Below are 23,729 nucleotides of genomic sequence, written 5' to 3' on the forward strand. Positions count from 1 at the left end.
CCGACACCTTGCGATTCGAGGAGGCGGCGCAGGCGCCACCTCCCGTTTCATCGACTCAGGCCACGATATCCGTGACCGCCGCCTGGCCCACCGTGGTGACCAGGAAGTCCGCCACACCGTGCCCGGAGAAGTCGACCGCCAGGGTGCCGAGGTTGGTACCCGCGGCGTAGGTCAGTACCGCATCGCCGGCATGCCCGGTAAACGCGTTGACGAAGTTCAGGCCCGTACCATGGGTGATCCCGGACAGGTCGATCTTGTCCTGGCCACTGACGAAATCCATGATCCGGTCGGCCGCCTTCGGTGTCGAATCGGAAACCGCGCCGAATACGAAGGTGTCGCTGCCGGCACCGCCCCACAGCTTGTCCGCACCGCCAGCCCCGTAGAGTATGTCGTTGCCGGCACCGCCACGCAGTTCGTTGGCGACGTCGTTGCCGATCAGCAGGTCGTAGCCCGAACCGCCGATGGCGTTCTCCACCGTTACGCCCTGGGCAATCGAGACGTTGCCGACCATGCCGCCCACATCCGAGAAGGAACCTGCATGCAGGTTGATCTTCTGGTTCTGGGTGAAGCCGGAGAAGTCCAGGGTGTCATTGCCGCCGCCATCCCAGACCGAAAACACCAGCTTGTCCGAAGACGAGGTGGCGCTCAGGTAGTCACGACCGGCGTTGGAGTTGAAACCGTAGGTGGTATCCCCGGAACGGGTGCTGTAGTTGGCGCCGTAGAGCTTCTGGATCGCCGCGATATCGTCCATCAGCGGGCCGGACGAATAGGCCTCGACGCCGCCCTTGCTGAAGTTCTGGCTGGTGTTGCTTTCGCTCCAGTAGCTCATGATGCTGTAGCCGCGGGTGTCCTGCCCGTAGGTCGCATCCTTGTAGCTCGGGTTGCCCTCGCCGGCGTTGTAGTCGCCAGGGTGGGACAGGCCCAGGGTATGGCCGATCTCGTGGGTCAGGGTCTGGCGCCCGTAGTTGTTCAGGCCCGGCGTCTTGTTGACGTTGTAGCCGCTGCCGGTCAGGTACCAGGACTGGCCGTCGTAGCCAGGCTCGGTCCCCGGCAGGAAGGCGAATGCCGCCGCACCTTCCTGACCGGCGCTGTAGTTACCGAAGGTCATGTGACCATCTCCGCCCCGCGCCGCCTCGGTGAAGGTCACGTTGGCGACATCGGCCCAGGACTGCATGGCCAATACCGCCTGCGACTTCTGCAAGGCACTGAACTGACTGAACCCGGTAACGCCCAGACCGCTGAAATTCGAGGTCGGGGACGTCAGGAAGGTATAGGTCAGCTCGATCTTGCCGCTGCCGTTCAGATCATGCCAGGCGGCACCGTCACGCAGCAGTTGCGTGGCGGCCTGATCGACGGAGTAGGAGGGTTTGCCATTGACCGTGAGATTGCCACCGCGGTCATACTGATGGCTGAAGCTATCGATCTGGTTGAAGGCGGAACTTGTACCGCTGGCCGCCAGCGCCGACTCTACCGAAACAATAGCTTTCGCTTTGACTTTCGACATAAACACACTTCCTTGTTTACAAGTGAAACAGTTTTTGTCCGATAGCGACAATCCCTTGGCGAGATCATCCTATCACTCGCCCTTTTTGAAGGCAGCGAGAAACTGACACATTTTGAAATCAACCGTCCAGCGCTTTTTTTGATATCAAAACGCCAAAATCCGGAAAGATCCCGTAAACATTGCCTATGTCTGGGAAAATATTTTCTGACAGAAGTTTCCCAACCCCATGAGCAGGACATCGCGAACATTCAAGTGAGAAAAATGCATAAGCGAAGTGCATCGTTAAATGACCAATGGGTCATTTATTAACTTATGGGTCTTATTACTATTTTTCACCCTTTATTATTGTAGGACAATCCAACTATTCAACGCCACCGGTCCAGCCCCCGCATTCCCGCCATGGCATGCCCGCGAGGCCCCGGACAGCTGCACAGATGTTCTAGACTTGCCCTGGCCAGGCAGTGCCTACTGTCATCCTGCACGATTGAGCTATGTTCCAGGTACAGCATGCCCAGCAACGCCGACAACTGGATCGACCTGACTCAGGATCGCGATACCGGTATCGAAACCCTCCGTGCCCACTTCAAGGGGCACGCCTATGACGCCCACTGGCACGACACCTACCTGATCGGTGTCACCGAACAGGGCGTGCAGCAATTCAATTGCCAGCGCACCCGCTTTCACAGCATGCCGGGCCATGTGTTCATGCTCGAACCGGGGGAAATCCACGACGGCGACGCGCCCACCGAAGGCGGCTTCACCTACCGGACGCTGTACCTGGAACCCCACTGGCTGGAGCGTGAGCTGGGCGCATTGTTCCAGGAAGCGCCCGCCAACAGCCAGTTGTCCTTTGCCACACCGCTGGCGACTGGCGACAGTCGCCTGGCCCAGGCCACCAGCGCGGCGTTCCAGGCGATGCACAGCCCGGAGCTGCGGATCGTCCAGCAAAGCGCCCTGGACCAGATGTTCGACGCCCTCACCCGCCACCTGCACTGGCGCACCCGCTACCGCGAGGACCCACGCCTGCCGCGGGTGGCACAGCGGGCCCGGGAATACCTGCATGCCAACCTGCAGCTGGATGTCAGCCTGGATGACCTGGCCGCGGTGACCGGTGTCGACCGCTTCCGGCTGACCCGGGCCTTCAAGTCGGCCTACGGCCTGCCACCCCATGCCTACCTGGTGCAATTGCGCCTGGCCCGGGCGCGGCAACTGCTGGCCCGTGGCGAACCACCGGCCACGGTGGCGATGACCCTCGGCTTCTCCGACCAGAGCCATCTCGGACGCTGGTTCGTCCGGGCCTACGGCCTGACGCCGGCAGCCTACCGCAAGCGCTGCTCAAACCTTCCAGACGCCTGAGGCGGCAACCGCGAAGATCGTTGCATCGATTCATTCGCGGAGCCGCCCTTCATGCTGTCCACTTTCCCCAACCTGCTTCCTTTCGTGCTGTTCGCCTTCGTCGCCTCGGTCACCCCCGGGCCGAACAATATCCTGGTGCTGAGCAACAGCGCCCGTCACGGCGTGGCGGCGGCGTTGCCGATCATCCTCGGTGCGGGTACCGGAGCCGCGTTGATCGTGCTGCTGGTGGGCAGCGGGATCGGCCAGTCACTGAGCGACCTGCCCGCGCTGCAAAGCCTGATGCAATGGCTGGGGCTGGCCTGGCTGAGCCGGTTGGCCTGGCAGATCTTCACGGCCCCGGTGAACGCCGTGGACTCCACCGCCACTCAGGCACGGCGTCTCGGCCTGCTGGGCGCCGCCAGCCTGCAATTGATCAACCCCAAGGTATGGATGATGGCCCTGGCGGTGGTCGGCGTGTTCGCCGGCAACGGTGCCGAACGCCAGGCACATGTCGCCTCCTTGTCCCTGGTGTTCTTTCTGGTATCACTGCCGTGCATGGGACTGTGGGCCGTGCTCGGTGCCGGCTCGGCCCGACTGCTGCGCTCGCCCCTGGCGATGCGGCGTTTCAATCGCGGCATGGCGTTGCTGTTGCTGGCCTCGGCATGGATGAGCGTGCTGGCATGATGGAGTCCGAGTCGCCCCAGTGCAAAAGCCGGTCGCCCTGGTGCGCTTTTGCCAGGCAATGGCTGCGTAACTTAGCCGAACGGTGCAAGAAGACACCGGCCACGACAATAACGACCTGCCGCGAGACTCAGCGCTCATGAAAACCCCGAACCTGAAAAGACTGTTCAACGGTTGTCTGCTCCTCGGCGCCACCGCATTGCTCGGCAACCCGGCCTTCGCGGCCGAAGACGCTTCCTGCAAGAACGTGCGCATGGGCGTGGTCAACTGGACCGACGTGATCGCCACCAGTGCGGTGGCCGATGTGCTGCTCAACGGCCTGGGCTATGAAAGCAAGCAGACCAGCGCCGTACAGCAGATCATCTTCGCCGGCATCCGCGACAAGCGCCTGGACATCTTCCTCGGCTACTGGAAGCCGGCGATGGACAAGAACATCGAGCCCTTCGTCAGCGCCAACCAGGTCAAGGTCATGGCCAGCCCCAGCCTGGCCGACGCCCAGGCGACCCTGGCGGTACCGCAGTACGTGGCGGACGCCGGACTGAAGACCTTCGGTGATATCGCCAGGTTCAGGGACCAGCTCAAGGGTACGATCTACGGTATCGAACCCGGCAGCGGCGCCAATACCACGATCAAGACCATGATCGACACCGACCATTTCGGGCTCAAGGGCTTCAAGCTGGTGGAGTCGGGAGAGGCCGGCATGCTGGCCGCGGTGCAGCGGGCGATCAACCGCAAGGAGTTCGTGGTCTTCGTCGGCTGGACCCCGCACCCGATGAACATCAACATGAAGATCGCCTACCTGACCGGCAGCGAGGACGTCTACGGCCCCAACGAAGGCGCCGCAACCGTCTCCACCGTGACCGCCCCGGACTATGCGCAACGCTGCCCGAACGTGAACCGGCTGCTGGAGAACCTGACCTTCACCGCAGCCCAGGAAAGCCAGCTGATGGTACCGATCATGGAGCGCCAGGCTCCCCAGGATGTCGCCCGGCAGTGGCTGCGCGATCATCCCGAGGACCTCAAGCGCTGGCTGGCGGGGGTCACCAGCATCGACGGCCGGGATGGCGTGGCAACGGTGCAGGCCAGCCTGAAAGCGCAATGACCGACTATCCCCTTTCCCCCGGCATGAGCGCCTTCGTCAGCAAGACGCTCGGTTTCACCTGTCCGGACAGCAGCATCCAGGGCCTGCGCCGCAGCTACAGCCGGATGTGTCGGGCCTTCACCCCGCCCCGTCCGGCTGATATCGAAGTCCGGGAGCAGCGTATCGGCCAGGTGCCGATACGCCTGTACCGCCCGACCTCACCTCGCCCGGCCAATGGCTGGCCCTGCGTGGTCTATCTGCATGGGGGTGGCTGGGTGGTGGGTGATCTGGACTCCCACGACTTCATCACTGCCGAACTGGCCTCCAGGCTCCAGGCCGTGGTGGTTGCCGTGGACTACCGGTTGGCACCCGAGCACCCCTACCCGGCCGCATTCGACGATTGCCTGGCCGTCTGGCGCGGCTTGCGTGCCGAGGCCGGCACCTGGCAGGTGGACCGGCGGCGCATGGCGATCGCCGGCGACAGTGCCGGCGGCAACCTGGCCGCCGCCGTGTGCCTGGCGCTACGCGATACCGCCGAGCCGCAACCGCTGTTGCAGGCGCTGATCTATCCGGGACTGGGTGGCAGCGACGGCCTGCCTTCACGTAGCGAGTGCGCCGACGCGCCGTTGCTCAGCAGCGACGATGTACGCAGCTATCACGCCTGGTACCTGGCGGACAGCGACAGGCCTGAAGCCTATGCGATGCCACTGCGGGCAACGAACTTCCAGGGCCTGGCCGCGGCGTTCATCGCCGTGGCGCAGTACGACCCGCTGCGGGACGACGGTGTCTGCTATTTCGAGCGCCTGAAAAAGGCCGGCGGCAGCGCCAGCCTGCATGTCGGCCTGGGCCTGGTGCACGGCTGCCTGCGGGCACGGGGGCAGGTGCCCGAGGTGGACCTGCTGTATGAAAAGCTGCTGGCACAGTTGCGACGCCATCTGACCCTGTGAGCGAGCGCCCCGCGAAACCTCTACCCTAAGCGGGAGCCGGCCCCACAGACAGGGCCGGCAACGTCAGATCACGAAACGGGCCACCATCGCCTTCAGGTCCACCGCCAGGCGCGACAACTCATGGCTGGCAGCGCTGGTCTGGTTGGCGCCGGCTGCCGACTGGGAGGCCAGGTCACGGATGTTCACCAGGTTGCGGTCGACCTCGCGGGAGACCTGTGCCTGCTCCTCAGAGGCACTGGCGATCACCAGGTTGCGCTCGTTGATCAGGTTGATCGACTGGGTGATCTGCTCCAGCGCAACCCCCGCCGCCCGTGCCCGCTCCAGAGTATCCTGGGTACGCTGGTTGCTCTGCTGCATCGACTGCACGGCTTCACTGGTGCCGTTCTGGATCCCCGCCACCATCTGCTCGATCTCGCGGGTCGACTGCTGGGTCCGATGGGCCAGGGCCCGCACCTCGTCGGCCACCACCGCGAAACCACGCCCGGCTTCGCCGGCCCGGGCCGCCTCGATGGCGGCGTTGAGCGCCAGCAGGTTGGTCTGCTCGGCAATCGCCCTGATCACGTCCAGCACCTGGCCGATGTCCCGGCCCTGGGCGGCCAGGCCCTCGATCAACGCCGAAGTGCTCTGCACGTCATGGGTCATGGTCTGGATCGCTTCCACCGTCTCCACCACCCGATCCCGCCCGTCGCGGGCGGCGTGGTTGGACTGCTGGGACGCCTCGGACGTCGAGACCGCGTTACGTGCCACCTCTTCCACGGCGCTGGTCATTTCGTTGACTGCGGTGGCTGCCTGTTCGATCTCGTTGTTCTGCTGTTGCAGGCCACGGGAGGCCTCTTCCGTCACCGCGCTGAGTTCCTCTGCCGCCGAGGCCAGTTGGGTGGCCGAGCCGGAAATCTGCTCGATGGTCTTGCGCAGGTTGTCCTGCATGCTCGACAGGGCCGTCAGCAGGCGCGCCGGCTCGTCCGTACCGTCGATCCGGATCGGCTTGGTCAGGTCGCCACCGGCAATGATCTCGGCGGTTTCGACGGCGGTCTTCAAGGGGCTGACAATACTGCGGGTCAGCAACCAGGCCAGCAGCACCGTCATCAGGGCGGCAATCACCGAAACGCTGATGATGCCGGTGCTGGCATTGTCATACTGACGGCCCGCCTCGTCCGAGGCGGCCTTGGCCCCGGCCTTGTTGATCTCCACCAGTTGATTGAGCTGCACGCCCATCAGGTCGGTCCCCGCCTTGATCTGGGTATTGATCAGGTTGCGCAACTCATCGAGCTTGTTCTGCCGGGACAGCTCCATCATGCGGGTCTGATCCTGCAGGTAGGTCTCGAGGGTCGCGGAAAACTCCCGGTACTTGGCCAGTTCCTCGCCCTGGGAAGGCAGGTCGGCGTAACTTTTCTGATCCTTGCGAACCTTGTCCACCAGGAACGCGATGCGCGTTTCGGCTTCCTGCAGAGCGGCCGGTTCACGATTGGTCAGGACCCGAAAGGACAGGATGCGCATCCGCAGCACACCCTCGATCACATTGCCCAGGTAGCCCACGCTGGGCAACTGGTTGGTCTGCATGTCGATGGACGCCTGACGGATCACCGTCATGCGGGTTTGCGCAAACACTCCCAGCACAATCACCAGCAATGCAATGAATGCAAAACCGAGAAAGGCCCGAGGGGCGATATTCATATTGCGTAGGGACATGGGAAGCTCTCTCTCAACAATGAGGCGATCAGCATCCATGCCATCTCTCTATCGGGCTCTGTCACCGGATAGTTTCAACGCCATGCAGCAAAACGACATGGACTCATCAGCAATATCGGCAGGACTTTATGTTTTATACAGGGCGAAAAGTAAAAATACTTCCAGAAATTACAACTAGTTGAGAACTCTTATCTATGACGTCAAAAAGATGGCCGTTTAATATTAAAAAATCGATTCAGCTAGTGTAACTTTATAACGCTTTAAATAAAACTGGATCCAATACCCAAGGGAAAACAATGAAAAAGGCGGAAAGCGAATGCACTTCGCCTCCCGCCTTCTACCAATCCTGGAAAACCCCGTGGTTATTCACCCGTCTTGATCCTGCTCCACAGCCGTGTGCGAATCCGATCGATGTTCAACGGCATGGCCTCCAGGGCAAACAGCTTGCCCATCATCTGCGGGCTCGGATACACCTTGGTGTCGGCCTTCAGGGCCGGGTCGACCAGGCTGTCGGCCGCCGCGTTGCCGTTGGCATACTTCACGTAGTTGCTGATACCGGCCATCACTTCAGGCCGCAACAGGTAGTTCATGAAGGCATAACCGGCCTTCTCGTCCGGCGCATCGGCCGGCATGGCAACCATGTCGAACCAGATGGCCGCGCCCTCCCTGGGAATCGAATAACCGATCCTGACCCCATTGTGCGCCTCCTGGGCGCGACTGGCGGCCTGCAGGATATCGCCGGAAAAACCCACCGCCACGCAGATATCGCCATTGGCCAGGTCGGTGGTGTACTTGGATGAATGGAAGTACGCCACAAAGGGCCGCACTTTCATCAACAGCGCCTCGGCCTTCTTGTAGTCCGCCGGGTTCTTGCTGTGGTGCGGCAGGCCCAGGTAGTTGAGTGTCGCCGGCAACAATTCGGGGCCATTGTCGAGAATCGCTACACCACACTTGTGCAACTTCTGCATATTCTCCGGCTTGAATATCAGGTCCCAGGAGTCCACCGGCGCATTGTCCCCCAGTACCGCCTTGACCTTGTCGATGTTGTAGCCGATCCCGGTGCTGCCCCACAGATAGGGGAAACCGTGTTCGTTGTCCGGATCGTTGACCTGCAGGGCCTTGAGCAGCACCGGATTGAGGTTCTTCCAGTTCGGCAACTGGCTCTTGTCGAGCTTCTTCAGCGCGCCGCCCTGGATCTGCCGGGCCATGAAGTGGTTGGAAGGAAACACCACGTCATAACCCGATTTGCCGGTCATCAACTTGCCATCCAGGGTCTCGTTGCTGTCGTAGACGTCGTAGCTGAAACCTATCCCGGTTTCAGCCTGGAAGTTCTTGGTGGTGTCCGGGGCGATATAGTCCGACCAGTTGTAGATCTTGACGGTTTCGGCCGCCTGGACGAAGGACGCCACCAGCATCAGGGGAGCAAGGGACATGCGGATCATGAGTCGATTCCTGGGTATGGTTGTTATTGGCAGGCTCAAGTGATCAGAGGATCAGAAAATCAGCACATAGGTCTTGCGCACGGTCTCCTGGATATCCCAGATGCCGGTGCTGTTGGCCGGCAGCATCAGGGCATCGCCGGCTTCTATTTGCAGGGGCTCGCCCTCATCTGGCGTGAAGGTGCAACGGCCCTGGATGAAGTGACAGAACTCCCGGGCGGTGATCTGCCGTCGCCAGCGCCCCGGGGTGCATTCCCAGATGCCGGTCTCGACGCCGTCGCTGCGCTCGACGCAGGTGACCGAAGTCACCGACACCGGCTCGCCCAGGGGGACCGCGACCGGAGTCGAGGTCTCCAGGGCGACCGTGGCGGTGTTCTTGAATTGCGTAATGCTCATGGATTGGACTCCAGCGGATGAATGATCCGGCGCCCCAGCGCCGGCTACTGCATGAAACTTTCCATGAAACCGGCCAGGCGGCTGGCCAGCTTGCGGCGCCAGGGGGCGGCATTGGGGTTGGCCAGCACCTGATCCTCGTGGACGAAACTGCGCACGATCGCGTTGTAGCCAAGCCAGCGGCAGGGCTCGGGCTCCCAGGCCCGGAGCGCGGCCAGCCCGCCTTCATGGATCACCCAGGGCTGCCGGACACGCGCGCTATCCTCGCGCAGGATCAGGTCGGCCAGGGTGCGCCCGCCCAGGTGACTGGCCCCCACGCCCTCCCCGCCATAGCCGCCGGACAGCGCGATACCGTTGGCACGATCGCAGAGCATGTGCGGCCGGAAACGTCGCGACATGCCCAGGTTGCCGCCCCAGGAATGGCTGATACGGACCTTTTTCAACTGCGGGAACAGCTCACCGAACAGGTAGCGACGCAGCTCGATTTCCTGCCCGCTGAGGTTGAAGTCATGCCGCAGCCGGCCGGCGAAGCGATAACCGCCGCGGGCACCGAAGACCAGTCGATTGTCGGCCGAGCGCTGGCCGTAGGTGACCTGGCGGCTGCCTTCGCTGAAGGCCTGGCCGCGGTCGAGGCCGATTTCCTCCCAGGTGGCCGCCGGCAGCGGTTCGGTGGCCACCAGCAGGCTCTGCACCGGTAACTGGTAGCGGCCCAGCGGTGGCAGGGTCACCGAATAGCCCTCGACGGCCGGCACCACCCAGTGGCTGCGGACCTGGGCCTTGGCGGTGCGCAGCCCCCCGGGGCGCCAGTCGGTCACCGGCGTGTTTTCGTAGATCGGCACCCCCAGCCGCTCCACCGCACGGGCCAGCCCGCGGGCCAGCCGGGCCGGCTGGATCGTCGCCATGTGCGGCGAGAAGATCGCCCCGTACGGCCGGGCGATGCGAATCTGCCGGGCCAGCTCGCTGGGGCTCAGCCAGGTGTAGTCGGCTTCGTCCAGGCCCTGGCGGTGCAGGCCCTGCAGGTAGGCCCGCAAGCTGTGTTCCTGCTCGGGATAACGCGCGGCACAGTAGAGCACCCCGCCCTTGCGATAATCGCAGTCGATGGACTCCTGATCGATGACCGCTTTCACCTCGTCGGGAATGCCGTGCAGCAGCTCGAAGGCGTCGCGCCGTTGCTGCGGCGACAATCCGGCCAGCAGGCGATCCTCGCCCAGCAGGTTGCCCATCAGCCAACCGCCATTGCGCCCCGAGGCCCCGAAGCCGGCGGTCTGCGCCTCGACCACCACCACCTTCAGCTGCGGGGCCTGGCGCTTGAGGTAGTAGGCGGTCCACAGCCCCGTGTAACCGGCACCGATGATCGCCACATCGACGTCCAGGTCCCGCTCCAGGCTGGGCCGTGGTGTCAACGGCTCATCGAGCTGATCCATCCATAAACTGATATTTCGCCAGACCGGCATGCAGCACTCCGCAACCTGTAACAGATGGCTGCGATGCTAGTCCGGCTGCTCAAGGCGTGTCTTGCGCGCGTGCACGCAAGGAAATTTGCCGGACATAGGCCTTGGGCGACAGGCCGGTGTGCTGGCGGAAACAGCTGTAGAAGGCCGACAGCGAGTTGAAACCGGCGGCGAACGCCAGGTCGTCGATCCGCGCCGACGGCCCGGCCTGCTCCAGCGCCGCGAGCAGATGCCGCAGGCGGGCCTGGTTCACATAACGGTAGAAGCTCTGGCCGAGCACCTGGTTGAGCAGGTAGGAAATCTGGTTACGGCTGTAGCCACTCTCCCTGGCCACCTGTTGCAGGTCGAGGCCGGGGTCGAGATAGGGTTGCTGGCGCTCGAAGTACTGCTGCAGGTCGTCCGCCATGAAGCTCAGTTGCCGGGGCGAAAGGCCCAGGCGGCTGGTCGCCGGACGCAATGGGCTCGCCTCGGGGCTGGCGGCCTGCTCATGCACCAGCGAGGCGTATTCATTGACGCGCCAGATCAGCCCGTCACGGACGGTGATCGCCTCGCTGGAACGAAACGACACCAGCCCCGCGCCACCGCGCAGGGTGAGCTTGTACTGGATGAACGCCGTGTTGCCGTCGAGACGGATCCGGTCACTGTGTTCCAGCGCCTCACCGCAATCGCGGGGCATGCTGGCCTGTACGTAGTCACGCAACTCGCCCAGGCCCATCACGCGGTTCTGGAAGAAATCGTGGTACTGGACATCCGGGTGATACAGGGCCATGACGCCGTCCAGGTCGCGATGTTTCCAGCGCAGGTGGTAGCGCAGGACGATTTCGCCAGTGGCCCGGGTCTGCAGTGGACCGTCATCGTCGTCGAACATGGAGCGCTCGCAAGTGAAGGTTTCATGACATCGATCAAGTTACAGGAAAACAATCGCCCCACAGGCCGAAAAAACTCCCTGCGGGTGATGGACGGGTGCTATTTTTAGCACTCGGCTTTTTAACACAAGGCCAGGTCGGACCATGAGGTCCTGCCGTTCCTACCCGCGAGCACAAGGAAGCGCTCAATGACACAGGTGGGCAACATGAGCAAATTCTTCAGCAAGGTCACGTTTCCCAATGCCTGCCAACTGATGCGCTGGCATTTTCATCCGATGGGTTTCGAAGCCAGCATGGACGCGCCGGGCAGCATGGTCGCCCGACTGTTCGACCGGGCCAGCGGCGAGACCCTGATCGCCATCGCCGGCATCCCCTGTGCGACAGTGATGAATGCGGCCGATGTGGAACGCATCATCGAGGCGATCGAGGCCGAGCTGGAGTCCTTTGTACCCCCCCAGAACCTGCAGGTCCTGGCCTGATCAGTCACACGCTGTCGCCTCAACGACAACTATCGCCAGCAGGCCGGCTCCCACGGGGTACAGCCGTGCCGGTGTGCCTACCTTGTCAGTGACACCACCGTTCACCTGGCGCGCCAATCGGCAAAAAACGCCTTGCCCGCCGCGATCCGATCGGACGCCTTCGGCGCATTCGCCGCCTGGGCATCCGGAGCGTCCAGAAACCAGTAGCAGTGCTTCACCGCCCGGGTGATGCCCACATAGGCCAGGCGCAGGATCTCGTCCTTCTGGGCGCTGTCATACGGCTCGGCATCGCCGTCCCGGCCCAGCCCGGCCATCCGGTAGACCTGGTTCTTGTACGGCGAACGCGTCAGGTGCAGGCAATCACCCAGGAGAAACACCGCATCCGCCTGCAGGCCCTTGGCGCTGTGGTAGGTCAGTTGCTTGAGCCGCCGCTGCTCGAAGGGCAAGCTAGAATCAGCATTAACTACAGCCTGAATATGCTCTTCAATCAACAACTTATCGCTACTTTTTCGAAACAGCATCAAGATACTGTCGCCGTTCCGATAGTGCTCTGCCAGGCGCCTGCCCAACTCCGCATCATCGCGCTCGAACACCTGCACCGGCCCCCCTTCCCTGGGCTCGCCGGCAGCCTTGGCCTTCTTCCCGGGGATGGCCGGCGCCGCGCGCACGATATGCTCGGCGGCATCGATGATGTGCTGGTGGCTGCGGAAGTTGTCGCTGAGCATCACCCGCGTGGTCGACGGCGATGGGAACTCCTTGCCGAACTCCATGAAGTACTTGGGCGAGCTGCCCCGCCAGCCGTAGATCGACTGCCAGTCATCGCCCACGCACAGCAATGAGGAGTGCTGGGCGCCACGCCCGACATGCAGTGCCGGACCGCGCCGGCGAATCTCCCGCAGGCTGGCGCGCAGCCAGGAAACGATCTGCGGCGAGACATCCTGGAACTCGTCGATCATCAGGTGCGACAGCGGTCGCAGCAGCTCGTCGCTGAGCAGCGCCTGGTTTTCCGGGCTGTTTTCACCAAACAGCGAGAACATCCGGTTGTAGGTCATGATCGGCGGCGACTGCGCCAGCAGGTGCGCTTCCAGGGCCTTCCAGAACAGGCTCAGGGCTTCGAAGAAGAACCGGTCCGGATCATCCCTGGCAAAGCTCATCCGGCCGACCGCCACGCTGACGTCCAGGCCAAGGTTCTCGATGAACCCGGCCGCCATGACGAAACAGTCGAGCAACGGCGCCGAGGCCAGCTCACCCTTGACCTTGTAGTCGAATCCCGGGCCGGCACTGGCATTATCGCCCAGGGACGCCAGTACGCGCTTGGCCGACTCATAACTATCCAGCCATATCAATGGCTTACGACAGAAAGCTTGAAACAGGGTGCGCTTTACCGCCCACTCCGCACGCACCGTCAGGCGCGACCCCGGGCGGGTGATCTGCGGACTTTCGCGCGGGTCGAAGCCCAGCACCACCCAGGCATCCAACTGCTCGATGTAGCCGTGGCAATGGAACGGCGAGCCGTTGATCTCCAGGGTCTCGCGGTTCGGTTCGATGCCCTTGATCGGCCAGGCACCGGCGCGGAACCACAGGTCCTCGATGGTATCGCACAGTTCCTCATCGCGCCGGGAAGCCAGCTCGGTCACCGCCATGCGCTTCTGCACGTCAGGATGGTCCTGCTCCAGTTCCTTGAGCTGCAGGGCATGCTTGTACAGCGGCGCCAGAATCTCGCGAAAACGCGGATTGTCCCGCTGCAGGCGGTGGTAGCAGGCGTTGAGGTGTTGGCGCTGGGCGTCGTTGATCCGCAGGTCGAACGGGTTGCTGTCGCTTGCTTCGTCGTCGCCGGCCGTGCGTGTCCCCAGGTTCTCGAACGCCTGCAACTGGCCGAAACCCGGCAGGCCGCGAACCATCGGCAGGATTCGCGAGTGGAAAGTGCGCACCACCTCCCTGGCCTCGCGCAGGCCGAGCGGGCGCCCCCACAGGGCGAAGACCTCGATCAGCTTGGCAATGAAATCCTTGCGCGACTCGCGAGTGAAGGTCACCACGGTCAGCGAGTCGAGCTCGAAGCCCAGGTAATGGGTCAGCAACAGGATGCGCAGCACCAGCGAAGTCGACTTGCCCGCGCCAGCCCCGGCGATCACCGCAGTCGACGGGGTATCGCTGAAGATCATCTTCCACTGCGCCGCGCTGGGTTGCCCATGGGCAGGCAACCGTCGGGCGACGTCGGCCTTGATGCGTTTCTTCAACTCGCCGCTCAGCGGCAGGCGCCAGTCGTCGAACAGGTTGTCATCGACCCCGGGCGCCCGGTGCTCCGCAGGACGGGTATCACGGATCAGCAGAACCTGGCGGCCTTGCTCCAGGCCCTCGGCGTGCCCTTCCCGATAGCCGTACTCGACACCGGCGCTGTGGCCGCTGCGAAAGCCGTCCGCCTGGCCCTGCAACCAGGACGCCACGTGCTGCGCCCGCAGGCGGCTCAGGCCACCGCCCAACAGACGGGCCAGCAGGCGCCTGAACAGCGGCAACTGGGCCAGGGAGGAAAGTTCGGCAGGCGGTTCGGGGCTGTATTGCGACACGCTGACTCCAGGTCTGGGACTGTCCGGGCGAAAGGCCTATGGTCGCCCGATTGGACCAGCAGTTCTAGTCAATTGCTTTTCAATCAGGCATTTAGATGACGAAGTGAAAGAACAGACATCACTCTGCCACTGACCAATAATCGATTAAATCGATCATTATGAAGAACAATTTACGCTTTTTATCGATATTGCTTTGACCGATGATGAGTCCATCAACCACCGGTCATCGCGACACCAGCCCGCGACGAACCTGAACAGGAGCAGAATCATGCTGCAACTTCGACCTTTCAACAGCCTGGGCGGGGCCCATCATGGCTGGCTGAACGCACACCACCACTTCTCGTTCGCCGAGTACTACGATCCGCAACGCATGCACTGGGGCAACCTGCGGGTCTGGAACGACGACGTGATCGCCCCCGGCACCGGCTTCCCGACCCATCCGCACCGGGACATGGAAATCATCACCTATGTGCGTGAGGGCGCGATCAGCCACGAGGACAACCTCGGCAACAAGGGCCGTACCGAGGCCGGCGATGTGCAGGTCATGAGTGCCGGCACCGGCATCGCCCACAGCGAGTACAACCTGGAGTCGACACCGACCAAGATCTTCCAGATCTGGATCATCCCGCAACAGGCCGGTGCGGCGCCTTCCTGGGGCACCCGGCCGTTTCCCAAGGGCGAGCGTGGCGAAGGCTTCGTGACCCTGGCCAGCGGCCGGGAGGGTGATGAGCAGAGCTTGCGGATCCGCGCCGATGCACGGCTGGTGGCGGCCAACCTCAAGGCTGGCGAAAGCGCCGAGTACCCTCTGGGCAGCGCTCGCCGCGCGTACCTGGTGCCAGCCACCGGGGTGATCGAGGTCAACGGCCTGCGCGCCGAGGCCCGCGATGGCGTGGCCGTGGCCGAGGAAGAGGTGCTGCGGGTCACCGCGGTGCAGGACAGCGAGATCATCCTGGTGGATGTGGCTTGAGGCGGCGGTGACTGTACCGACGCTTTCGCGGCTGAATCCGACGCCCACAGGTTCTGTGCAGTACACAAAATATGTGTGCGCCCCGATCCACTGTGGGGGCCGGATTCAGCCGCGAACGGGCACAGGCATCAGGCCGGGGAAATCGCCCCGTCCACCAGCACCTGCGCCTCTTCCACCAGGCGCTTGAGGTGATCGTCGCCGATAAAGCTCTCGGCGTAGATCTTGTAGATATCCTCGGTGCCCGATGGCCGCGCGGCGAACCAGCCGTTCTCGGTCATGACCTTCAGACCGCCAATCGCCTGCCCGTTGCCCGGCGCATGACTGAGAATCTGCCGAATCGGCTCCCCGGCCAACTGGGTCGAACTCACCTGCTGCGGCGACAGCTTGCCCAGCAGCGCTTTCTGCGCCGGCGTGGCAGCGGCATCGACCCGCACGGAGAACGGTTCGCCCAGTTCGTCGGTCAGGCCACGGAAGATCTGGCTCGGATCACGACCGCTGCGCGAGGTCATCTCCGCCGCCAGGAGCCCCGGAATCAGGCCGTCCTTGTCGGTGGACCAGACACTGCCGTCCTTGCGCAGGAACGACGCACCGGCACTCTCCTCGCCACCAAAGCCCAGGGAGCCGTCGAACAGCCCGTCGGCGAACCACTTGAAGCCCACCGGCACTTCGTACAGGCGACGGCCCAGGCGCGCCGCCACGCGGTCGATCAGGCCGCTGCTGACCACGGTCTTGCCCACGGCCGCCTCGGCGCGCCATTGCGGACGGTTCTGGAACAGGTAGTCGATGGACACCGCCAGGTAGTTGTTCGGCGCCAACAGGCCGCCAGAGGGGGTGACGATGCCATGGCGGTCATGGTCGGGATCGCAGGCGAAGGCGACGTCGAAACGCTCCTTCAGGCCGATCAGGCCCTGCATGGCATGGCTGGAGGATGGGTCCATGCGGATCTTGCCGTCCCAGTCGACGCTCATGAAACGGAAGGTCGGATCGACCTGGGTGTTCACCACCTCCAGGTTCAACTGGTAGTGATCGGCGATCGCCGACCAGTAGCGCACGCCGGCGCCGCCCAGCGGGTCGACGCCCAGGCGCAGATTGGCACTGCGGATGGCGTCCATGTCGATGACATTGGCCAGGTCCGCCACATAGCTGTTGAGGTAGTCATGGCGGTGGGTGGTGGCGGCCTTGAGCGCGCGCGCGTAGCTGATGCGCTTGACCCCGGCCAGCTGGTCGGCCAGCAGTTCGTTGGCCTTGGCCTCGATCCACTTGGTGATATGGGTATCGGCCGGGCCGCCATTGGGCGGGTTGTACTTGAAGCCGCCGCTTTCCGGCGGGTTGTGGGACGGGGTGATCACCACGCCGTCCGCCAGGCCGCGGGTGCGACCGCGGTTGTAGCAGATGATCGCGTGGGACACCGCCGGCGTCGGGGTGTACTCGTCGCCCTGGGCGATCATGGTTTCCACGCCATTGGCGGCGAACACTTCCAGGGCACTGGCTCCCGCCGGGGTGGACAGTGCATGGGTGTCGATACCGACGAACAGCGGACCGTCGATCCCCTGGGCCTGGCGATACAGGCAGATGGCCTGGCTGATGGCCAGGACGTGCCATTCATTGAAACTCAGCTCGAACGAGCTGCCCCGATGTCCTGAGGTACCGAAGGCGACACGCTGGGTGGAGATCGTCGCATCGGGTTGGCCGGTGTAGTAGGCCGATACCAGTCGCGGGATATCTACCAGCAACTGTGCCGGTGCCGGTTTGCCCGCAAAAGGACTGAGTGTCATGCAAAACCTCTGGAAGTGAAGGGTACGGGGAAAGCGCGCAGTTTACTGGCAGTTCGACACCGCCGGTAAGCTATCTATCCCGTGGCGGGAAAGATTTTTATGAGAGGCACCCCCTTCGGGCAAAGGGGGCGCGGGAGGGAGAGTCGTGCAGCGCGAATCCGGCGTCAGGACGCCCTCACCCGCTCCTGCTGATGGCCGCCACCCTGGCTGTATTGCAGGTCATGGCGCAGCTTGGCGATCAGCTCCGAAATGGCGCGGCTGCTATCGAGCTTCGAGGCGCAGATGCCGGTGACCATCAGGTCCACCCGCTCGGATTTCCTGTCGAACACCTTGACGGTGAGGGATTCATCCGCCCCGACACTGCACTGGCAGCGCGTCGGCAGAAAGCTGCTTTCAATGATATTGCGTAATTCAAGCGACGATAGCGATAGCATGGCGACTCTCTCCGTTATATGAGACTGCCAGTTTCGAAGCCGGGACGGTCATCGACCGCCCGCGTAGGGTTCACACATCACAAGCCCTGCAAGCGCCACCGCCCTGTCCTATCCTGAAAGGCGGGTGCACCAGCACAGACTAGGCCGTTTCCCCGCCATGCGTGAGCGCTGTTCGTCCGACAGGCGCACCACTGGTCGAGTTAATAGCGAAATGCCGCTATTCGGCCGGCAAGAAAAAACCTTTGCCGAGGCGGCATTTGCCCTTATCTTCGCCAGTTGTTTGCGGTTGCACCGTGAAAACTGTGCGGACCACCCGCGTTGTATCTTTCCACCGAGGGCACGCCCCCTCCTGACCCCAGGGCACAGAAAGCTCATGAATTCGACGACCATCGCCGCCACTTTCCTGCTGGCCATGACCACAGCCGCCAGTGCGGTCGCCGCCGACAAATCGGACCTGGCGCCCTTCCCCAAGGCGGAAGACGGCTTCACTCGCACGGTCATCCGTGTGCCGAAAATGACCAAGGACTCCGACCACCGGGTCGAGATCATCGCCGGCAAGGTCCTGCCCGTCGACTGCAACCAGAAACGCCTGACCGGCAACCTCGACGAGAAAAACCTGGAAGGCTGGAGCTATGCCTACTATCGCCTGGAAAGTGTCAGCGGCCCGGTTTCCACCCTGATGGCCTGCCCGCCCGGCACCAAGCCGAAAAAGGACTTCGTTCCGGTCGTCGGCAACGGCTACATGCTGCGCTACAACAGCAAGCTGCCGCTGGTGATCTACGCGCCGGACGATGTGCAGATCCGCTACCGGATCTGGAGCCCGTCCAAGCTGATCAAGAAAGCCGTCAGCGAATGACCCGCAGAGCCTGCCGATGATCACCTGCCACGTCAAATACGTCATCGATCCGTATCAACTGGCTGAGTTCGAGGCCTATTCCAAGGCCTGGATCGGTATCGTCCAACGCCTGGGCGGTACCCACCACGGCTACTTCCTGCCCAGCGAGGGCGCGAGCAATATCGCCTATTGCCTGTTCAGCTTCAGCTCGCTGGCCGAGTACGAACGTTATCGCCAGGCGGCCCTCAGCGACCCGCAGAGTACGGCCCTGGTCGCCTCGGTGGTGGAGAAGAAGTTCATTCTCAGCTACGAGCGCAGCTTCATGCGCCCATTGCTGTCCTGAGCCAGCCCGCTCAGGCGGGCACCGCCTGCGGCCTGACCAGGGCCGCACGCTCGACCACATGGCGCAGGCTGTCGAAATTGATGTTGGCACCGGAGTTGATCGCCACCAGCGTCTGCCCCCGGGCCCCACTACCCGCCACGTACTTCCGGATCCCGGCCACCGCCAGCGCGCCCGACGGCTCGGTGATGGAGCGGGTATCGTCATAGATGTCACGGATGGCGCTGCACAACTCGTCGTTGCTGACCGTAATCACCTCGTCGACATGCCGCCGGCAGATCTCGAAGCCGTACGCACCGATCTGTGCCACCGCCACCCCGTCGGCGAAGGTCCCGACCTGCGGCAACACCACCCGCTCGCCGGCCTGCAAGGCCCTTTGCAAGCAATTGGAATGCTCCGACTCGACCCCGATGATCCGCACCTGCGGTCGCAGGTATTTGACGTAGGCGGCGATCCCGGCGATCAGGCCACCACCACCGACCGGGACGAAGATCGCGTCCAGGGTTCCCTGGTGCTGGTTGAGCAGTTCCATCGCCACCGTGCCCTGGCCGGCAATCACCTCGGGATCGTCGAATGGCGAGACGAAGGTGTAGCCTTTTTCCTGCGCCAGGGCCAAGGCATGCGCCAGGGCGAAGGGAAAGCTGTCGCCGTGCAGTACCGCCGTGGCTGCACGGCTGCGCACCCCCTGCACCTTGAGCTCGGGCGTACTGGTGGGCATGACGATCGTCGCCTTGATCCCCAGGGTACGCGCCGCCAGGGCCACGCCCTGGGCATGATTGCCCGCCGATGCGGTGATCACCCCGCAGTTGCGCTGGGCTTCGCTCAGTTGCACCAGCTTGTTGTAGGCACCACGGATCTTGAAGGAAAAGGTCGGTTGCAAGTCCTCGCGCTTGAGCAGCACCTGGTTGCCCAATGCCTCCGACAACGCCGGGGCCGGTTGCAGGGGCGTGCAGATCGCCTGATGGTAGACCGGTGCCGCAAGAATCCTGCGGACATAGCGGCCCAGCAGTTCGTCATCGACGTTGGCGTGTTGGCTGGCGGTATCGGTGTTCATCTGGCTCTCCGGGTTGGCACTTGACCTCGGAGGCAGAAACGACAAACCCGCCTCGGAGGCGGGTTTGGGTAAACAGGTGCAGCTCAGCCCGCCGGATAAGGAATGGCGATAATAATGCTTGGCTGAGGCAGAACGTGGACGTAGGTCATGGCCCGAAACTATCCGGGAGCGATGGACAAGTCAATGGGGAAAATTCGCCGTGGCTTGCCTGAGATATACGAAACATATACGCTTCGTATATCAACTTCCTCAAGAGAACCCCATGGGTATCGTCAAGATCTCCGATGAACTGCATGAACAGGTCCGCATGGCCAGCGCCGCCATGGACCGCTCGATCAACGCCCAGGCCGAGTTCTGGATCAAGCTCGGCCTGCTGGCTGAACTCAACCCGCAACTGGGCTACAACGAGCTGGTCAATCGTCTGCTGCTGAACCGGGACGATCTCATCCGGGGGCGCAGCTGATGTCCGTCGGCCTGATCAAGAGCGAAACCGAACTGGCGCTGATGCGCGAGGCCGGGCGCCTGCTGGCGCAGGTCTTCAGCATGCTCGACGGCCTGGTGACCGCCGGCCTGTCGACCCTGGAACTGGACCGGCGGGTCGAGACCTTCATCCGCCAGGAGTTGCTGGCCCGCCCGGCGAGCAAGGGCCAATACGACTACCCCTACTCCATCAACACCTCGATCAACGAAGTGGTGTGCCACGGCATGCCCGACGCCCGGGCGATCCTGCACGACGGCGATATCGTCAATATCGACATCACCCTGGAAAAGAACGGTTTCATCGCCGACTCCAGCAAGATGTACCTGATCGGCGCCGTCAGCCCAAAGGCCCGGCGTCTGGTGGACAAGACCTTCGAGGCGCTCTGGGAAGGTATCCGGGTGGTACGCCCCGGCGCACGCCTGGGCGATATCGGCCATGCCATCCAGAAACACGCCGAAGGCAATGGCTACAGCGTCGTGCGCGAATACTGCGGGCACGGCATCGGCCGGCAGATGCACGAGGAACCGCAGGTGCTGCACTTCGGCCGACCGGGTACCGGCCTGGTGCTGCGCGAAGGCATGGTCTTCACCATCGAACCGATGCTCAACCAGGGCAGCCCACGCACTCGTGGCCTGAAGGACGGCTGGACCGTGGTGACCCGCGACGGCAGCCTGTCGGCGCAGTGGGAGCACACCGTGGCGGTGACCCGTGACGGCTTCGAGGTGCTGACCCTGCAACCGGAACTTCAGGATTGTCCGACACCTCAGTGAAACCTCACGCAAACGCGATCAACTGACGCGGTCAGCCTTCCCGGCCAGACGATTGAGCCCCACGACCATCAACCCCGCCCCCGCCAGCATCGCCAGCAGGAACAACGGGTAGGATACCCACCACGGCGTGCCGGCGGTCATCATGCTGTATTCGGACATGCCACCGATGCTGGCGATCAGGTTCAGCGGCAGGAATACCACGTTGATCAGGGTCAGCTTGCGCAACAGGCCATTGGTGCTGTTGTTCATCAGGTTGCCACGGGCATCGATCAGCGCGGAAAACACGTTGGAGTAGATTTCCGCCTGCTTGTAGCACTGGTTGTTCTCGATGATCAGGTCGTCGATCAGGCCGATCGCCTGTTCGCCGAAGGCCTGCTTCTGCGCATGATTGCGCAGCCGCGTCAGCACCGCGCCGTTGCTGTGCAGGGCATTGATGTAATAGATCAGGCTCTCGCTGAGATTGAACATCTGGATCAGGTGGCGGTTTTCCATCGAGGCATAGAACTTCTGCTGCAGCTCGCGGGCAACCATCTTGATCACCTTCAGGTGCCCGAGATAGTGGTGGATGTTGTTGAAGAGCATCTCCAGCAGCACGTCGAGCGGCGTGTTCAGCGCCTTGTGGCTGCCCAGGCCATCGAGCTGGGAGGCATCGGTGGCGATCACCAGCAGGCGCTCCTCGCACAGCAGCAGGCCGCAGGAGGACACTTCGAAGGACAGGCTGTCCGCTCCCGAGTAGTTCAGCGGGCGCTTCCAGATCAGGAACAGGTTGTCCGGGTGGAACTCGATACGCGAGATCTCGTCCGGGTCCAGGGCCGAGGCCAGGGCATGTTCGTCGAGCTTGAAATGACTGCGCAGCAGTTCCCGCTCGACCGCATCGGGGTTGCAGAACAACATCACCGCGGCCTCCAGGTGCGCGACAGCCTGCAAGGCCCCCTGCCGCAATTCGAAACGCCTGATCATCGCCGCCCTCCTACCAGGCCTGGCCGCGACGCTTGAGCTCAAGGCGCCGGATGAACTCCTCGAGCACCAGCCCATACAGGTCATCCTGCAGGTAGGCATCCTCGATCCCGGCATCCAGGTTCGGGTTGTCGTTGACCTCGATCACCACCACCTTGTCGCCGGACTGCTTGAGGTCGACCCCATACAGCCCGTCGCCGATCAGATTGGCCGTTCTGACCGCCAGGTCGACCACTGCCCGCGGCGCCTCGTGAATCGCCAGGGTGCGGCATTCGCCGTTGACGTCCTGGCCCTTGGCCTTGTGGTTGTAGATCTGCCAGTGTCCCTTGGACATGAAATACTGGCAGGCGAAGATGGGTTTGCGATTGAGCACCCCGATGCGCCAGTCGTACTCGGTGTAGAAAAATTCCTGGGCCAGCAACAGCACCGAATGCTCGAACAGTTCGGCGGTCGCCTCCAGCAAGGCCTGCTGGCTCTCGACCTTGATCACACCGCGGGAGAAACAGCCGTCGGGGATCTTCAATACCAGCGGAAAGCCCAGACGCTCCCCCACCCGCTCGAAATCTTCCGGTCGCTCCTTGTACAGGATCTCGGTCGCCGGCATGCCCAGGCCATGGCTCTTGAGCAGGTCGGTCAGGTAGACCTTGTTGGTGCAGCGCAGGATCGACGCCGGATCGTCCATCACCACCACGCCCTCGCTCTCGGCCTTCTTGGCGAACCGGTAGGTGTGGTTGTCGACGCTGGTGGTCTCACGGATCAGCAGGGCATCGTATTCGGCGATCCGCCCGTAGTCCTTCCTGCCGATCAGTTCGACATCGATACCCAACCCCTTGCCGACCCGGATGAAATTCTCCAGCGCACGGGCATTGGAAGGCGGCAGGGCCTCCTGGGGATCATGCAGGATCGCCATGTCGTAGCGGGCCAGGCGACGCGAGCGCGGCAGGCGCCAGATCCTGCGACTGAAACCGTCTAGCGCCTGGGCAAAGTGGTCTTCCTGGTCATCACGCAACTTGTGCAGCGTTCCGGCCTTTACGCCTTCGACATGCCAACCATTGGTCTTCTTGAAGTCCACCAGCAATAGAGGACAGGGAAATACTTCAAACAATTGCCGGGCAAGTTCCTGCAAGGGCTCGATAACCGTACTGCCAAAATACAGCGTCAGGGTAAAACCTTCGGTATCACGATAAAGATGATCACCCAATGCCCGGTCCAGGGTCTTGTCCAGATCATCCAGGGCTAACCCGTAAAGGGATTTGCGGGCCAACTCGCTGATGGTCTTCACCGACGGAATGACCCGATGCCCACGCGCCTCGGCCAGCAACGAGCAGTAGTAGCCGTGCCCCAGGTACTTGTAGCTGCGACACAGGTTGATCACCTGCACGCGCTTGCCCGGCTCACCGGCACGGGACTGTTCGAGGTACTCCTGGGCCGTGACGATATCCTCGCAGGGAAAGTACGAAGCCCAGTCTTCCTTGCGTTCGACAATAATAACCAGCTGACTGCCCAGATTATTCGACAAGGACAAATAAGTTTCTGGGGATATTGCTACCGGAAAACTTTGATCGGATACTTCGCGCCAATCACCTTGCACCGCTGACATAGAGATAGATCCGTTGAACAAGACACTTTCTATTAAGCACGAAGTTTCGGGAAAGTCCCGTTTCGTTACGCAACTTTTACGGTGGTT

The 23,729-nt window shown here is 62.7% G+C and carries 22 protein-coding genes and 1 pseudogene; 10 read left to right on the forward strand and 13 right to left on the reverse strand.

All coding sequences use genetic code 11. From position 1 onward, the window contains the following. Positions 1-55: 55 nt before the first annotated feature. Positions 56-1,504: a serralysin family metalloprotease gene (locus tag PF66_RS07190; protein ID WP_054062278.1), complete on the reverse strand. Its 1,449-nt coding sequence runs from the start codon at positions 1,502-1,504 to the stop codon at positions 56-58. A 507-nt stretch (positions 1,505-2,011) separates the two neighbouring features. On the opposite strand from PF66_RS07190, the gene PF66_RS07195 reads away from it, so the two are divergent. From PF66_RS07195 to PF66_RS07210, 4 genes are all read left to right on the forward strand, one after another. Continuing rightward, a complete protein-coding gene (locus PF66_RS07195; protein WP_054059349.1) occupies positions 2,012-2,860 on the forward strand; it encodes an AraC family transcriptional regulator in 849 nt (282 codons plus the stop codon). A gap of 51 nt (positions 2,861-2,911) precedes the next feature. Further along, on the forward strand, positions 2,912-3,523 hold the full coding sequence (locus tag PF66_RS07200) for a LysE family translocator (protein ID WP_054059350.1): 612 nt from the start codon (positions 2,912-2,914) through the stop codon (positions 3,521-3,523). Between the two features lie 151 nt (positions 3,524-3,674). Next, entirely contained in the window at positions 3,675-4,622 is a 948-nt protein-coding gene (locus tag PF66_RS07205; RefSeq protein WP_425299797.1) for a choline ABC transporter substrate-binding protein, read from the forward strand. Then, entirely contained in the window at positions 4,619-5,548 is a 930-nt protein-coding gene (locus PF66_RS07210; RefSeq protein WP_054062279.1) for an alpha/beta hydrolase, read from the forward strand. The genes PF66_RS07205 and PF66_RS07210 overlap by 4 nt, the downstream gene beginning before the upstream one ends. A gap of 63 nt (positions 5,549-5,611) precedes the next feature. Here PF66_RS07210 and PF66_RS33840 read toward each other — a convergent pair whose 3' ends face one another. From PF66_RS33840 to PF66_RS07235, 6 genes and pseudogenes are all read right to left on the reverse strand, one after another. Beyond that, complete coding sequence (locus tag PF66_RS33840) at positions 5,612-6,475, reverse strand: methyl-accepting chemotaxis protein (RefSeq protein WP_416773487.1); 864 nt, start codon at positions 6,473-6,475, stop codon at positions 5,612-5,614. Then, positions 6,470-7,276: pseudogene (locus PF66_RS33845) on the reverse strand (MCP four helix bundle domain-containing protein); the annotation flags it as partial. The pseudogene PF66_RS33845 and the gene PF66_RS33840, both read right to left, overlap by 6 nt. Positions 7,277-7,599: 323 nt before the next feature. Next, the gene (locus PF66_RS07220; protein ID WP_054061404.1) at positions 7,600-8,679 is read right to left on the reverse strand and encodes a polyamine ABC transporter substrate-binding protein; all 1,080 of its coding nucleotides are present in this window, start codon (positions 8,677-8,679) and stop codon (positions 7,600-7,602) included. A 51-nt stretch (positions 8,680-8,730) separates the two neighbouring features. After that, positions 8,731-9,072 carry a cupin domain-containing protein gene (locus tag PF66_RS07225; protein WP_054061403.1) on the reverse strand — a complete coding sequence of 114 codons (342 nt, stop codon included), beginning with the start codon at positions 9,070-9,072 and terminating at the stop codon, positions 8,731-8,733. A 44-nt stretch (positions 9,073-9,116) separates the two neighbouring features. Then, positions 9,117-10,523, reverse strand: a complete 1,407-nt coding sequence (locus PF66_RS07230) for an NAD(P)/FAD-dependent oxidoreductase (protein ID WP_054062281.1) — start codon at positions 10,521-10,523, stop codon at positions 9,117-9,119. A 49-nt stretch (positions 10,524-10,572) separates the two neighbouring features. After that, positions 10,573-11,388, reverse strand: a complete 816-nt coding sequence (locus PF66_RS07235; RefSeq protein WP_054062282.1) for an AraC family transcriptional regulator — start codon at positions 11,386-11,388, stop codon at positions 10,573-10,575. 186 nt (positions 11,389-11,574) lie between these two features. Here PF66_RS07235 and PF66_RS07240 point away from each other — a divergent pair, with 186 nt between their 5' ends. Further along, a complete protein-coding gene (locus tag PF66_RS07240; RefSeq protein ID WP_054059438.1) occupies positions 11,575-11,865 on the forward strand; it encodes a DUF1652 domain-containing protein in 291 nt (96 codons plus the stop codon). A 101-nt stretch (positions 11,866-11,966) separates the two neighbouring features. Here the strand turns inward: PF66_RS07240 and PF66_RS07245 are convergent, their stop codons facing one another. Beyond that, complete coding sequence (locus PF66_RS07245; RefSeq protein ID WP_054059437.1) at positions 11,967-14,429, reverse strand: UvrD-helicase domain-containing protein; 2,463 nt, start codon at positions 14,427-14,429, stop codon at positions 11,967-11,969. Positions 14,430-14,697: 268 nt separating this feature from the next. Here PF66_RS07245 and PF66_RS07250 point away from each other — a divergent pair, with 268 nt between their 5' ends. Beyond that, a complete protein-coding gene (locus PF66_RS07250) occupies positions 14,698-15,396 on the forward strand; it encodes a pirin family protein (RefSeq protein WP_054059436.1) in 699 nt (232 codons plus the stop codon). A gap of 128 nt (positions 15,397-15,524) precedes the next feature. Here the strand turns inward: PF66_RS07250 and pgm are convergent, their stop codons facing one another. After that, entirely contained in the window at positions 15,525-17,171 is a 1,647-nt protein-coding gene (gene pgm / locus PF66_RS07255; protein ID WP_054062283.1) for a phosphoglucomutase (alpha-D-glucose-1,6-bisphosphate-dependent), read from the reverse strand. 164 nt (positions 17,172-17,335) lie between these two features. Next, positions 17,336-17,605 carry a DUF1652 domain-containing protein gene (locus PF66_RS07260; RefSeq protein ID WP_054062284.1) on the reverse strand — a complete coding sequence of 90 codons (270 nt, stop codon included), beginning with the start codon at positions 17,603-17,605 and terminating at the stop codon, positions 17,336-17,338. A 373-nt stretch (positions 17,606-17,978) separates the two neighbouring features. Between PF66_RS07260 and eco the strand changes: the two genes are divergently transcribed. Both eco and PF66_RS07270 read left to right on the forward strand, forming a co-directional pair. After that, positions 17,979-18,461, forward strand: coding sequence for a serine protease inhibitor ecotin (gene eco, locus PF66_RS07265; protein WP_054059433.1), 483 nt, complete (start codon positions 17,979-17,981; stop codon positions 18,459-18,461). Positions 18,462-18,477: 16 nt separating this feature from the next. Continuing rightward, entirely contained in the window at positions 18,478-18,783 is a 306-nt protein-coding gene (locus PF66_RS07270; protein WP_054062285.1) for an NIPSNAP family protein, read from the forward strand. Between the two features lie 10 nt (positions 18,784-18,793). On the opposite strand, the gene ilvA is transcribed toward PF66_RS07270, so the two are convergent. Beyond that, complete coding sequence (gene ilvA / locus PF66_RS07275; RefSeq protein WP_081009806.1) at positions 18,794-19,834, reverse strand: threonine ammonia-lyase, biosynthetic; 1,041 nt, start codon at positions 19,832-19,834, stop codon at positions 18,794-18,796. 262 nt (positions 19,835-20,096) lie between these two features. Between ilvA and PF66_RS07280 the strand changes: the two genes are divergently transcribed. Together PF66_RS07280 and map are read left to right on the forward strand one after the other, a co-directional pair. Beyond that, positions 20,097-20,297 (forward strand): ParD-like family protein, encoded by a 201-nt coding sequence (locus tag PF66_RS07280; protein ID WP_054059431.1) that lies wholly within the window; start codon positions 20,097-20,099, stop codon positions 20,295-20,297. Then, positions 20,297-21,085: a type I methionyl aminopeptidase gene (gene map, locus PF66_RS07285; protein WP_054062286.1), complete on the forward strand. Its 789-nt coding sequence runs from the start codon at positions 20,297-20,299 to the stop codon at positions 21,083-21,085. Before PF66_RS07280 ends, map begins: the two co-directional genes overlap by 1 nt. An 18-nt stretch (positions 21,086-21,103) precedes the next feature. Here the strand turns inward: map and PF66_RS07290 are convergent, their stop codons facing one another. Both PF66_RS07290 and PF66_RS07295 read right to left on the reverse strand, forming a co-directional pair. After that, positions 21,104-22,045: a magnesium transporter CorA family protein gene (locus PF66_RS07290; protein ID WP_054059429.1), complete on the reverse strand. Its 942-nt coding sequence runs from the start codon at positions 22,043-22,045 to the stop codon at positions 21,104-21,106. A gap of 10 nt (positions 22,046-22,055) precedes the next feature. Beyond that, positions 22,056-23,642 carry a RimK family protein gene (locus tag PF66_RS07295; protein ID WP_054062287.1) on the reverse strand — a complete coding sequence of 529 codons (1,587 nt, stop codon included), beginning with the start codon at positions 23,640-23,642 and terminating at the stop codon, positions 22,056-22,058. Positions 23,643-23,729: the final 87 nt, after the last annotated feature.

Origin of the sequence: Pseudomonas asplenii (assembly GCF_001293465.1) — a bacterium.
Taxonomy (GTDB): Bacteria; Pseudomonadota; Gammaproteobacteria; order Pseudomonadales; family Pseudomonadaceae; genus Aquipseudomonas; species Aquipseudomonas fuscovaginae_B.